This window comes from Streptomyces sp. NPDC048483 (genome assembly GCF_040651455.1).
In the GTDB taxonomy this organism is placed as follows: Bacteria; Actinomycetota; Actinomycetes; order Streptomycetales; family Streptomycetaceae; genus Streptomyces.
Genome location: NZ_JBEZJZ010000023.1, coordinates 65,892 through 78,313 on the forward strand (window position 1 = coordinate 65,892; position 12,422 = coordinate 78,313).

At 71.3% G+C, this 12,422-nt stretch carries 13 protein-coding genes; 8 read left to right on the plus strand and 5 right to left on the minus strand.

Going from position 1 to position 12,422, the window contains the following annotated elements; translation table 11 throughout:
- Window positions 1-74 precede the first annotated feature (74 nt).
- Window positions 75-1,241 carry an alpha/beta hydrolase gene (locus AB0D04_RS15185; RefSeq protein WP_362703003.1) on the plus strand — a complete coding sequence of 389 codons (1,167 nt, stop codon included), beginning with the start codon at window positions 75-77 and terminating at the stop codon, window positions 1,239-1,241.
- Between the two features lie 35 nt (window positions 1,242-1,276).
- On the opposite strand, the gene AB0D04_RS15190 is transcribed toward AB0D04_RS15185, so the two are convergent.
- Window positions 1,277-2,293, minus strand: coding sequence for an aldo/keto reductase (locus AB0D04_RS15190; protein ID WP_362703049.1), 1,017 nt, complete (start codon window positions 2,291-2,293; stop codon window positions 1,277-1,279).
- 21 nt (window positions 2,294-2,314) lie between these two features.
- Entirely contained in the window at window positions 2,315-2,848 is a 534-nt protein-coding gene (locus AB0D04_RS15195) for a MerR family transcriptional regulator (protein ID WP_362703004.1), read from the minus strand.
- A gap of 228 nt (window positions 2,849-3,076) precedes the next feature.
- Between AB0D04_RS15195 and AB0D04_RS15200 the strand changes: the two genes are divergently transcribed.
- Window positions 3,077-3,889: a serine hydrolase domain-containing protein gene (locus AB0D04_RS15200; protein WP_362703006.1), complete on the plus strand. Its 813-nt coding sequence runs from the start codon at window positions 3,077-3,079 to the stop codon at window positions 3,887-3,889.
- 17 nt (window positions 3,890-3,906) lie between these two features.
- On the opposite strand, the gene AB0D04_RS15205 is transcribed toward AB0D04_RS15200, so the two are convergent.
- Window positions 3,907-4,578: a pirin family protein gene (locus AB0D04_RS15205; RefSeq protein ID WP_362703008.1), complete on the minus strand. Its 672-nt coding sequence runs from the start codon at window positions 4,576-4,578 to the stop codon at window positions 3,907-3,909.
- A 58-nt stretch (window positions 4,579-4,636) separates the two neighbouring features.
- Here AB0D04_RS15205 and AB0D04_RS15210 point away from each other — a divergent pair, with 58 nt between their 5' ends.
- From AB0D04_RS15210 to AB0D04_RS15230, 5 genes are all read left to right on the plus strand, one after another.
- Window positions 4,637-5,821 carry a helix-turn-helix domain-containing protein gene (locus tag AB0D04_RS15210; RefSeq protein ID WP_362703009.1) on the plus strand — a complete coding sequence of 395 codons (1,185 nt, stop codon included), beginning with the start codon at window positions 4,637-4,639 and terminating at the stop codon, window positions 5,819-5,821.
- An 89-nt stretch (window positions 5,822-5,910) separates the two neighbouring features.
- On the plus strand, window positions 5,911-6,867 hold the full coding sequence (locus AB0D04_RS15215; protein WP_362703011.1) for an ACP S-malonyltransferase: 957 nt from the start codon (window positions 5,911-5,913) through the stop codon (window positions 6,865-6,867).
- Between the two features lie 14 nt (window positions 6,868-6,881).
- Entirely contained in the window at window positions 6,882-7,928 is a 1,047-nt protein-coding gene (locus AB0D04_RS15220; RefSeq protein ID WP_362703012.1) for a ketoacyl-ACP synthase III, read from the plus strand.
- A gap of 112 nt (window positions 7,929-8,040) precedes the next feature.
- Window positions 8,041-8,289, plus strand: a complete 249-nt coding sequence (locus AB0D04_RS15225) for an acyl carrier protein (protein ID WP_362703014.1) — start codon at window positions 8,041-8,043, stop codon at window positions 8,287-8,289.
- A 77-nt stretch (window positions 8,290-8,366) separates the two neighbouring features.
- On the plus strand, window positions 8,367-9,632 hold the full coding sequence (locus AB0D04_RS15230; protein ID WP_362703015.1) for a beta-ketoacyl-[acyl-carrier-protein] synthase family protein: 1,266 nt from the start codon (window positions 8,367-8,369) through the stop codon (window positions 9,630-9,632).
- A 73-nt stretch (window positions 9,633-9,705) separates the two neighbouring features.
- On the opposite strand, the gene AB0D04_RS15235 is transcribed toward AB0D04_RS15230, so the two are convergent.
- Both AB0D04_RS15235 and AB0D04_RS15240 read right to left on the minus strand, forming a co-directional pair.
- A complete protein-coding gene (locus AB0D04_RS15235; RefSeq protein ID WP_362703016.1) occupies window positions 9,706-10,590 on the minus strand; it encodes an NAD(P)-dependent oxidoreductase in 885 nt (294 codons plus the stop codon).
- Between the two features lie 54 nt (window positions 10,591-10,644).
- Complete coding sequence (locus AB0D04_RS15240; protein ID WP_362703018.1) at window positions 10,645-11,139, minus strand: DUF3145 domain-containing protein; 495 nt, start codon at window positions 11,137-11,139, stop codon at window positions 10,645-10,647.
- A 322-nt stretch (window positions 11,140-11,461) separates the two neighbouring features.
- On the opposite strand from AB0D04_RS15240, the gene AB0D04_RS15245 reads away from it, so the two are divergent.
- Window positions 11,462-12,385 (plus strand): SGNH/GDSL hydrolase family protein, encoded by a 924-nt coding sequence (locus AB0D04_RS15245; protein WP_362703019.1) that lies wholly within the window; start codon window positions 11,462-11,464, stop codon window positions 12,383-12,385.
- The last annotated feature ends 37 nt before the right edge of the window (window positions 12,386-12,422 follow it).

A 12,422-nucleotide genomic window follows, 5' to 3' on the forward strand; every position in this document is an offset into this window, starting at 1 on the left:
GCGGTGTGACGCCGCGTCATGCACCCGCTTCCTACGTTTCCCTCCGTCACATGCCGGAAGAGGGAGACACCACCATGTCCGTGCTGCGAACCGCCGCGCTCCGCAGCAAGCGCACGCTCATTGCCGCCGCCTTCGCGGTGGCCGTTGCCGCCGGGACCGGCGGCTGGGCGGCCGGTTCCGCGCAGACTGCCGTTACCGGACCCGCGCCGGGCGCCGCCGCCTGGCGCGCGGACCACTCTCTTGGCCGGCCGATGCCGGACCCGGCGACCGCGGCCCCCGCCACCGTCGCCCGCTTCTTCGCCTCGCTGACCGACGCCCGGCGGCACGCGCTCGCGGCCCGGCATCCGCTCACCGTCGGCAACCTCGACGGCGCGCCCCTGACCCTGCGGTATGAGGCCAACTCCGCGGCATTGAAGGCGGAACGGGACCGTCAGCTCGCCCGGGCCACCGACCCTGCCGGCACCCTCCAGGACCACCGGCAGGCCAGAAAGGCGGCCAAACGCTGCGCCGGCCTGATCACGGCCGGGCGCCACATCCTCGCCTTCGACCCGCGCGGGCGGGGCCAAGTGGCCGAGGTCCACGGGGACATGACCACCGCCGAGCGCGTCGCCGTGATCGTGCCCGGCTCGGACACCGACCTGGGTTCCTTCGACCGTACGACGGACCCGTACGGCACGCCGACCGGCATGGCCACGTCGCTGCGCCGGCAGATGACGGCCGCCGCGCCCGCCACCCGTACCGCCGTCGTCGCCTGGGCCGGGTACACCACCCCGGTCGGGCTCGGTCCGGATGCCGCGACCGGGCGGCTGGCCGAGGCCGGGGCGCCGCGGCTGGCCCGTTTCCTGACCGGCCTCGCCGCCACCGGCGTACCGGCCCCCGCCGTGCTGTGCCACAGCTATGGCTCGGTGGTCTGCGGGATGGCCGTACCGGAGGTGGGCCGTGGCGCGATCGCGGACCTGATCGTCTTCGCGTCGCCCGGGATGCGGCGGGACAGCACGGCGGAGCTGCACACCTCGGCCCGGGTGTGGGCGGCGCGGGACGCGTCCGACTGGATCGGCGACATCCCGAACGTCGAACTCCTGGGCCTGGGCCACGGTGAGGACCCCACCGACCCCGCCTTCGGCGCCCGCCGCGTCCCGGCCGAGCGGGCCGAGGGCCACACCGGCTATCTCGCCCCCGGCACGGACTCGCTCCGTAATTTCGCCGCCATCGTGCTGGGCCGCTACGGCGATGTGGGCTGAGGCCGGCGGCCGGCCCGCGCAGGGCCGCGCGGCGCCTACTCCCTCCCCGCCGACGTGAACGTCATGTCCGCATAGCGCGCGCCCGCCACCTGGCTCGCGATGGGCTCCAGGACGGCCAGGTCCTGGTCGGTCAGCCGGATGCGCGTGGCGCCGGCGTTCTCCTCGACGCGGGTGCGCTTGCGGGTACCGGGGATCGGTACGACGGCCAGGCCGAGCGCCGTGGCCTGCTGCTGGACCCAGGCCAGCGCTATCTGGCCGAGGGTGGCGTCATGGGCCTGGGCCATCTTGCGGACCGGCTCCAGCAGGGCGGCGTTGGCGGACGCGTTGTCGCCGGTGAAGCGGGGCTGCTGGCGGCGGAAGTCGTCGGAGGTCAGCTCCTTGTCGGCGTTGACGAAGGAGCCGGTCAGGAAGCCGCGGCCGAGCGGCGAGTACGGGACGAGGCCGACACCGAGCTCGGCCGCGGCCGGCACCACGCTCTCCTCGACGTCGCGGCTGAAGAGGGACCACTCGGACTGCAGGGCGGCGATGGGGTGGACGGCCTGGGCGGCGCGCAGTTCGGAGGCGGTGACCTCGCTCAGGCCCAGGTGCTTGACCTTGCCCTCGGCCACCAGCTCGGCCATCGCGCCGACCGTCTCCTCGATGGGGACGTGCACATCGCGGCGGTGCATGTAGTAGAGGTCGATCTCGTCGACGCCGAGGCGCCGCAGGCTGGCCTCCACGCACTCGCGGATGTACGGCCGGTCGTTGCGGATGGCGCGCTTGGTGGGGTCGGCCGGGTCGATGGACAGCGCGAACTTGGTGGCGACCACGACCTCGTCGCGGTGTGCCTGGAGGAAGGGGGCGATGAATTTTTCGTTCTCGCCCATGCCGTAGACGTCGGCGGTGTCGTAGAGCGTGACGCCCAGCTCCAGGGCGCGCTCCAGGGTGGCGCGTGCCTCGTCGGCGTCCGTGGGGCCGTAGGCGAAACTCATGCCCATACAGCCCAGGCCCTGGACGCCGACCTGCGGGCCCCCGGTGCCCAGCTCGACCGTTGCGATCTTCTTGCCGGTCATGGAATCCCCAGTCATGAAAAATCAGAACCTTTCGGACGCCCGCCGGGCGTCGGCATAGATGTCGATCTTGTAGTCGAGAACATCCAGCGTGCTCTGGAGCTCCGCTATCCGCTGCCGTACGTCCTCGCGGTGCGCGGTCAGCAGGTGTTCGCGTTCGGCGAAGGTGCTGTCGCCTTCCCGTACGAGCTCGGCGTAACGGACCATGTCGGCGACCGGCATGCCCGTCAGCCGCAGCTTGGTGACCAGGTTCAGCCAGTCCAGGTCGCGGTTGGTGAAGCGGCGCTGGCCGGTGTGGGTGCGGTCCACGTGCGGCATCAGGCCTATGCGCTCGTACCAGCGCAGGGTGTGGGCGCTGAGACCGGTATGTTCGGCGACCTCGCTGATCGTGTACCGGTCGCGGCCGGTCGGCCGCGGGTGGGTGAGCACCGTGCCGCAGCCGTTCGGTGTGGCCGGCCGCACCCCCGGGCGGCCCGCCCCGGCCCCGTCCCGGTCCTGGCCCCATAGGCCGGCTGCGACCGCGTCGTCCGTCATCGGTTCGCTCTGCGTGACCGTCATTCCCCGTATCCCCATTTCCCCGGTCCGGCGTGGTGGCCCGACCGGCGTTGCGCCGGACGCCGCTGTCGCCGGGCGGCCCGCCGGTGGCACTTCTCCGCGCCCCGATCGCCGCCCGCCTCCCTCACCATCCCCAACGCTAGAGACCTTGAGTGCACTCCAAGCAAGTGCCGATCACGACCAGACTTGACCGGAATTTGAAGGGGCGGGGGCACCCCGTAGGCTCGGGACATGCAGAGCCTGCGGATGATCGAGAACTGGCCGGTGCCCACCGCTGCGGCCGCCGTCGTACGAGCCGACGGCACGGTGGCCGGCTCCTGTGGACCGCTGGAGCACCGATTCCCGCTGGCGTCCGTCACCAAGCCGATCGCCGCGTATGCCGCGCTGCTGGCCGTCGAGGAAGGCGCCGTCGAGCTGGACGAGCCGGCCGGGCCGGAGGGGTCGACGGTCCGTCATCTGCTGGCCCACACCTCGGGGCTGGCCTTCGACGAGCAGCGGACGATGGCCGGGCCGGGGACCCGGCGGCTGTACTCCAACGCCGGGTTCGAGGCGCTGGGCGATCACCTCGCGAAGGCGACCGATATCCCCTTCGCGGAGTACGTCCGCGAGGCGGTGCTCGAGCCGCTCGGCATGGATGCGACCGAGCTGGCCGGTTCGCCCGCCAAGGACGGCGTCTCGACGGTCGCCGATCTGATCCGTTTCGCGGCCGAACTGCAGCAGCCGCGGTTGCTGGCGCCGCAGACGCTGGCCGCGGCGACGTCGGTGGTCCACCCCGGGCTGAGTGGTGTACTGCCGGGCTACGGCCACCAGAAGCCCAACGACTGGGGGCTGGGATTCGAGATCCGGGACGGGAAGTCGCCGCACTGGACGGGCGCCTCGTCCTCACCCCGCACCTTCGGGCACTTCGGGCAGTCCGGGACGTTTCTCTGGGTGGATCCGGAGGCGCGGGCGGCGTGTATCGCGCTCGCCGACCGGGCCTTCGGCCCGTGGGCCGTCGAGGCCTGGCCGCTGCTGACCGACGCGGTGCTGGCCGAGCTGCACTGAGGCGGGCCGAGCCGCCCCTACCGGTAATCCACCTCCGCCCCCATCTCCCACACCAGGCACTCCGCGGCCTCCAGCCCCCGCAGCTCCAGGCCCTCCCCGTCCGTGATCCGCGCCGCGTCGCCGGCCTCCAGGCGGTCGGCGGCGAGCTGTACGGCCCCCCGTACGACATGGACGTACGCCCGCGCGGCATCAGGGACGGCGGTGCGTTCGCCGGCGGCGAGGTGGCGCAGGTGGAGCATGGCGCCGGCCTGCGGGAGGGCGTAGGGGGTGCCGTCGGCGATACCGCGTATCACCTCGTACGCGGCCTCCCCGCCGAAGGAGAGGGGCGCCAGCCACATCTGGACGAAGCGGAGCGGGGCCGCGCCGTCGTTGCGCTCGATGTGGCGGACCCCGCCGGCGGAGCTGAGCCGCTGGAGGTCACCGGGCCGTACGGTGGTGTCGTGGCCGGCCGAGTCGCGGTGGGTCAGTTCGCCCTCGACGACCCAGGTCACGATCTCCGTATCGCGGTGCGGATGCTCGTCGAAGCCGGCGCCGGGCGCGAGGCGCTCCTCGTTGCAGGCGATCAGCGCGCCGAAGCGGAGGTTGTCCGGGTCGAAATGCGGCCCGAAGGAGAACGAGTGGAATGTCTCGATCCCGGCGTCCGGATCGCCGCCCCGATAGCGTTCCTGGCCTCTGCGCACCTCAATCATGGCGCCACCGTAGCCCCGCCGCGTCACCCCCTCATCCCGATAGGGCAGGCTTGTCCCCGTGTCTGAACCCGCTTCGCGCGCCGCGCACCCGCATACCGCGACCCTCCGCCGCCTGGAGAAGTCGTCCGGCAAACTGGCGGCCGCGGCCATCGCCCGCATGGATGCCACGCTGCCGTGGTACCGCGCGATGCCACCGGAGAACCGTTCCTGGATCGGCCTGGTGGCACAGGCCGGTATCGCCGCTTTCACCGAATGGTTCCGGCACCCGGAGACCCCGCAGGCGATCAGCACCGATGTCTTCGGTACGGCGCCGCGCGAGCTGACCCGGGCGATCACGCTGCGGCAGACCGTGGAGATGGTCCGCACCACGATCGAGGTCATGGAGTCCGCGATCGACGAGGTCGCGGCGCCGGGCGACGAGTCCGTGCTGCGGGAGGCGCTGCTGGTCTACGCACGGGAGATCGCCTTCGCCACCGCCCAGGTGTACGCGCAGGCCGCCGAGGCGCGGGGGGCCTGGGATGCCCGGCTGGAGTCGCTGGTCGTGAACGCGGTGCTCTCCGGGGAGGCGGACGAGGGGGCCGTGTCGCGGGCCGCGGCTCTGGGGTGGAACTCGCCCGAGCATGTGTGTGTGGTGCTCGGTACGGCGCCCGACGGGGACAGCGAGCTGACCGTGGAGGCGATCCGGCGGGCCGCGCGGCACGCCAAGCTGCAGGTGCTGACCGGGGTGCTGGGGTCGCGCCTGGTGGTGATCGCGGGCGGTTCGGACAATCCGCTCAAGGCGGCGAAGGCGCTGATCGGGCCGTATGCGGCGGGTCCCGTGGTGGCCGGTCCGGTGGTCTCGGACCTGCTGGCGGCGACACGCTCCGCGCAGGCCGCGGCCGCCGGGCTACGGGCCTGCGCGGCCTGGCCGGACGCCCCGCGACCGGTGCTCGCGGACGATCTGCTGCCGGAGCGCGCGATGGCCTCCGACCCGGTCGCGCGGGCCCAGCTGGTGGAGGAGATCTACAGACCGCTGGAAGAAGCGGGGTCGGCGCTGCTGGAGACGCTGAGCGTTTATCTGGAGCAGGCGAGCAGCCTCGAGGGCGCGGCGCGGATGTTGTTCGTACACCCCAACACCGTGCGCTATCGGCTGCGACGTGTGACGGACGTCACCGGATGGTCACCATCCGATGTGCGCTCGGCGTTCACCCTGCGTATCGCGCTGATTCTGGGGCGTCTGGCTGACGGTGAGGCGCAGCCCTAGACTTTTGTCCGACACCAACAATTCCCCCGATGGTTCTTCGTCCCTGTCCCCACGGGCGGACGGGACCTCCCGCAAGAGAGAGTGTGAGGGTGCTCGTACTCGTCGCTCCCGGCCAAGGCGCTCAGACGCCCGGCTTTCTGACCCCCTGGCTCGACCTCCCCGGTGTCGAAGACCGGCTCCGTGAGTGGTCCTCCGCCATCGACCTGGACCTGGTCCACTACGGCACGAAGGCCGACGCGGACGAGATCCGCGACACCGCGGTGGCGCAGCCGCTGCTGGTGGCGTCCGCGTTGATCTCCGCCCGTCAGCTGTTCCCGACCGGCGAGGACGTCTCCCGCCAGGTGGGCGCCGCGGCCGGACACAGCGTCGGTGAGCTGGCGGCCGCCGCGCTGGCCGGCACCCTCTCCGACGGTGCCGCGATGCAGCTGGTGCGCCGCCGCGGGCTGGCGATGGCCGAGGCCGCCGCCGTCTCCGAGACCGGTATGGCCGCCCTCCTGGGCGGCGACCAGGACGTCGTGCTGCCGCATCTGGAGAAGCTGGGTCTGACGGCGGCGAATGTGAACGGCGCCGGGCAGATCGTCGCCGCGGGCACCGCCGAGCAGATTGCCGCGCTGGCCGAGGACAAGCCGGAGGGCACCCGCCGGGTCGTGCCGCTGAAGGTGGCCGGTGCGTTCCATACTCACCACATGTCGCCCGCCGTGTCGGCCCTCGAGGCCGCGGTCACCGAGCTCTCGCCCGCCGATCCGCACACCCGTTACGTCTCCAACAAGGACGGACAGGTGATCACTTTCGGTCCGGAGCTGGTGCGGCGGCTGGTGGGCCAGGTGGCCAACCCGGTGCGCTGGGACCTGTGCATGGAGGCCTTCAAGGAGCTCGGGGTCACCGCCGTTATCGAGGCGGCTCCCGGCGGCACCCTGGTCGGTCTGGCCAAGCGCGCGCTGCCCGGTGTGGAGACCCTCGCGCTCAAGACCCCGGAGGACCTCGACGCGGCCCGCACGCTGATCGCCGAGCACGCTTCTCCCGTCGCCGACCTCTCGGCCGAATAAGGAGACCCAGGAGCATGACCTCGAAGATCAAGCCTGCCAAGGGTGCCCCGTACGCGCGGATCATGGGTGTCGGCGGCTACCGCCCGACCCGTGTTGTGCCGAACGAGGAGATCCTCAAGCACATCGACTCGTCGGACGAGTGGATCCGTTCGCGCTCGGGCATCGCCACCCGCCACTGGGCGGGCCCGGAGGAGACCGTCGCGATGATGTCGGTGGAGGCCGCCGGCAAGGCGATCGCCGACGCGGGTCTGGCGCCGGAGCAGATCGGTGCCGTGATCGTCTCGACCGTCTCGCACTTCAAGCAGACCCCGGCGATCGCGACCGAGATCGCGCACCGCATCGGCGCGGGCAAGCCGGCCGCCTTCGACATCTCGGCGGGCTGTGCGGGCTTCGGCTACGGACTGACCCTGGCCAAGGGCATGGTGACCGACGGCTCCGCGGAGTACGTCCTGGTCATCGGCGTCGAGCGGCTCTCGGACCTGACCGACCTGGAGGACCGTGCGACGGCCTTCCTCTTCGGTGACGGCGCGGGCGCGGTGATCGTCGGCCCCGCCAAGGAGCCCGCGATCGGCCCGACCGTGTGGGGCTCGGAGGGCGACAAGTCCGAGACCATCAAGCAGACCCTCGCCTGGGACGCGTACCGGACCACTCCGGTGCCGGGCGGCGACGGGCCCGAGGAGCGCACCGCTCCCGAGGCAATCCGGTACCCCGCCATCACGCAGGAAGGCCAAGCCGTCTTCCGGTGGGCGGTGTTCGAGATGGCGAAGGTCGCCCAGCAGGCGCTGGACGCGGCCGGAGTCAGCCCGGACGACCTGGACGTCTTCATTCCGCACCAGGCCAATATGCGGATCATCGATTCGATGGTGAAGACTCTGAAGCTGCCGGAGAGCGTGACGGTCGCCCGCGATGTGGAGACCACCGGCAACACCTCGGCCGCCTCGATTCCGCTCGCCATGGAGCGGCTGCTGGCGACCGGGCAGGCCAAGAGCGGGGACACCGCGCTGGTCATCGGCTTCGGGGCGGGTCTCGTCTACGCCGCGACGGTCGTTACTCTCCCCTAGGCAAGATCTGCGCAGCACCGCATGCATTCGTAAGTATCGGTCGCTGTACAGAGCTTCATCGCTTCACCGTAAATAACGCAGTTTCCCCCTAATTGACCGAAGGAGCGCCATCATGGCCGCCACTCAGGAAGAGATCGTCGCCGGTCTCGCCGAGATCGTGAACGAGATCGCCGGGATCCCCACCGAGGACGTCCAGCTGGGCAAGTCCTTCACCGACGACCTGGACGTCGACTCGCTGTCCATGGTCGAGGTCGTCGTCGCCGCCGAAGAGCGCTTCGACGTGAAGATCCCGGACGACGACGTCAAGAACCTCAAGACCGTCGGCGACGCGACGGACTACATCCTCAAGCACCAGGGCTGATCCAGCTCCCGCGCATGTCGCCACCTGGCGGTGGCGCCGTCGATTCAGACCCCTCTACCTGTGGAGTAAGAATTCCCGTGAACGCGACCAATCGCACCGTGGTCGTCACCGGTATCGGCGCAACCACACCGCTGGGTGGCGACAGCGCTTCCACCTGGGAGGCCATGCTCGCCGGCCGTTCCGGTGTGCGTGTCCTCGAGCAGGACTGGGCCGCCGACCTGCCGGTCCGTATCGCCGCGCAGGCCGCCGTCGACCCGGGTGACGTTCTCCCCCGGGCGCAGGCCCGCAAGCTGGACCGCTCGGCGCAGCTCGCGCTGATCGCTGCCCGCGAGGCATGGGCCGACGCCGGCTTCACCGCGAAGGCCGGCGAGGACGCCTCCGTCGACCCCGACCGGCTCGGCACCGTCATCGCCTCCGGTATCGGCGGTGTGACGACCCTGCTCGGCCAGTACGACGTGCTCAAGGAGAAGGGCGTCCGCCGCGTCTCCCCGCACACCGTGCCGATGCTGATGCCCAACGGCCCGTCCGCCAACGTCGGCCTGGACGTGAACGCCCGCGCGGGTGTGCACACCCCGGTCAGCGCCTGTGCGTCCGGTTCCGAGGCGATCGGCTACGCCATCGAGATGATCCGTACGGGCCGTGCCGACATCGTCGTCGCGGGCGGTACGGAGGCGGCCATCCACCCGCTGCCGATCGTCGCGTTCGGCAACATGATGGCGATGTCGAAGTCCAACGACGACCCGCAGGGCGCCTCCCGCCCCTACGACGCCGGGCGCAACGGCTTCGTCATGGGCGAGGGTGCCGGCGTGATCGTCCTGGAGTCGGCCGAGCACGCCGCCAAGCGCGGCGCCAAGGTCTACGCCGAGGCCGTCGGCCAGGGCATCTCCGCCGACAGCCACGACATCGTGCAGCCCGAGCCCTCCGGCAACGGCATCGCACATGCGCTGCAGAACCTCATCGACTCCAACGACCTCGACCCGGCCGAGATCGTGCACATCAACGCGCACGCCACCTCGACCCCGCAGGGCGACCTGGCCGAGCTGAAGGCGCTGCGCAAGGTCTTCGGTGACGACTTCGACCACATGGCCGTCTCGGCAACGAAGTCGATGACCGGTCACCTTCTGGGCGGCGCGGGCGGTGTCGAGACGGTGGCCTCGATCCTGGCGCTGTACCACCGGGTGGCACCGCCGACGATCAACGTCGAGAACCTCGACCCCGACGCGGATGGCGACATCGTCCAGAACGAGGCCCGCAAGCTGCCCGCCGAGGGCCGGATCGCCGCGCTGAACGACTCGTTCGGCTTCGGCGGCCACAACGTCGTCCTGGCGTTCCGTACGGTCTGACGCACGCGCTGAGGGCCCGCCGGTTGTACTGGTTGTACGTACCGGCGGGCCCTTTCGCATGCCGCCGTGACCCTCAGCCGTCGAAGCTCGCGAAGTACGCGGCCGCGCCGTCCTCTTCGCCGTGGCCCAGTTCCTCGGCCCGGCGGAACCGCTCGGCGGCGGCCGCTGCCATATCGATCCGTACGCCGGACTCCTCCGCCGCCTCCGCGATGAGCCGGGCGTCCTTGCGGGCGGCGGAGACCGTGAAGCTCGCCGGGTAGTCGTCGGCCAGGATCAGTTCCGCCTTCATCCGCAGATACGGCACGTCCAGCGGCCCGCCCTCGACCGCGGCCAGGAAGTCGCGCGGGTCGACGTCCAGCCCCTTGGCGAGCGCGAGCGCTTCACCCGCGCCGTTGATCAGGGTCAGCACCCAGCTGTTGACCACGAGCTTGAGGCGGCTGGCGGCGCCGCTCCTGCCGTCGCCGCCGATCCACCGGGTGCTGCGTCCGACGATGTCGAAGACCTGGGCGGCACGCTCCCGTACGTCGAGCGGACCGGCGGCCAGGATCGTCAACTCGCCCTTCTCGGCGGGCATCTTGGTGCCCAGAACGGGGGCGTCCACCAGGTGGAGCCCGTATTCCCGGGCACACTGCGCGAGCGGCGCGAACGCTTCGGTGCCCACGGTGCTCATCTGGAGCCAGAGGGTGCCGGGCGCCAGTTGCGGGGCGGCCCGGCGCAGGGCGTCGAGGACGGCGGGGCCGTCGAGGAGCATGGTGAGGACCACATCGGCGCCGTCCACGGCCTGTGCGGGGGTGTCCGTGACACGGATCCCGTCGGCGGCCAGCAGCTCCGCCCTGGCGCGGGTGCGGTTCCAGGCGCGGACGTCCAGACCGGCGCGGGCGAGGTTGCGGGCCATCGCGAAGCCCATGATTCCGGTGCCGAGCACCGCTACTGAAGTGTTGTCAGCCAGATCAGCCATGCCGGGAACGCTAGGCCTTGGAGCGCGCTCCAGGGCAACAGCGGGGCGGCGGCGTCATACGACCTGGTGCAGCCAGCGCACCGGGGCGCCCTCGCCCGCGTACCGGAACGGCTCCAGTTCGTCGTCCCAGGGCTTGCCGAGCAGTTTGGAGACCTCGGCGGCCAGCTCGGTCTCGCCGCGGGCGGAGCGGGCGACCGCGGCGCGCAGCCGGTCCTCGGGGATGAGGATGTCGCCGTGGATGCCCGTGACGGCGTGGAAGATGCCCAGGTCGGGGGTGGAACTGTAGCGCTCGCCCTCGGCGGTGGAGCAGGGTTCCGCGGTCACCTCGAAGCGCAGCAGATGCCAGCCGCGCAGGGCGGAGGCCAGCTTGGAGGCCGTACCGGCCTCGCCCTGCCAGGAGAACTCGGCTCTCCAGGTGCCCGGGGACGCCGGCTGGCGGATCCAGTCGAGATTGACGCGCACGCCGAGGACGCCCGCCACGGCCCATTCGACGTGCGGGCACAGCGCGCGCGGAGCGGAGTGGACGTAGAGAACTCCACGTGTCGTCACCGGGACCTCCAGTGCGGTTCGAGGTTCGCCTTCCCCAGCGGCCTCGTGCCCGTTCCGGTTGCGGCCGGGACAGCTGACATTCTGCCCCAGTGATCACGTCGGCACCAGCATGCGAGGTGACCTACAGTAAACACCATTAGCCGTAATTTGCCGCAAAAGGGACAGGAAATGACGTGATGTAATTTATCTGTGCCGACTGCACATGCCACTTTGCGTCACCGCCCGGCAGGCACGGGGCAAAGCTACCGCGCGGCGCCGGACGAGGGGTGACGTACCGTCGGTACCCGAAGAGATATCACTCGCACGCCGGAGGGGACAGGGGATGACGCAGATCGACCGGCTGTTTCGCCCTCGGCGTCACCGCTCCGCAGGCCTCGCCACCCGCTCCGCCGCCGTCGCCGCCGCCCTGGCCCTCACCCTCGCCGGATGCGGCGGCGGCTCCGCCGACCCGCGCCCCGGCCCGGCCACCAAGCGCCCGGCCGCAAAGGCGGGGCCCGTCTGGCGCACCGACCCCGGCTCCCTCGCGGCGCTCGGCGACTCCATCACCGTCGGTTTCGACGCCTGCACGGTCCTGTCCGACTGCCCGGAGGCCTCCTGGGCCACCGGCACCAACCCCAAGGTCGACAGCCTGGCCCGGCGGCTGGTGAAGAACCCCGCCAAGCGCAGCTGGAACTACGCCCGGACGGGTGCCCTGATGAGCGAACTGCCCGACCAGATCACGGCCGCCGCCGCCCGCAGGCCCGAGCTGGTCACGATCCTGATCGGCGCGAACGACGCCTGCCGCAGCAATGTACGGGCGATGACCTCCGCCCGCGCCTTCCGCGCCGGCTTCGAGCAGTCGATGAAGAAACTGCGGCGCGCCCTGCCGCGCACCCAGGTGTATGTCGCCGCGGTGCCGGATCTGCTGCGGCTGTGGTCGGAGGGGCGCAAGAACCCGCTCGGCAAGCAGGTGTGGAAGCTGGGGATCTGCGGGTCGATGCTGCGCAATCCCGACGATCTGACGCAGACGGCGGAGCGGCGGCGCAAGAAGGTGCGGCACCGGGTGATGGCGTACAACCGGGCGCTGGCGCGGGTGTGCCGCAAGGACGCGCTGTGCCGGTTCGACGGGTCGGTCTTCGACTACCGCTTCACGGGGCGTCAGCTGAGCACCTGGGACTGGTTCCATCCGGGCCTGCGCGGGCAGCGGGAGCTGGCGGAGCTGGCGTTCCGGACCGTCACCCGGCCGTCCGGGAGACCCCGTACGTGACGGAGCCGACGGAACCCGCAGGTCAGTGACCGCCTCC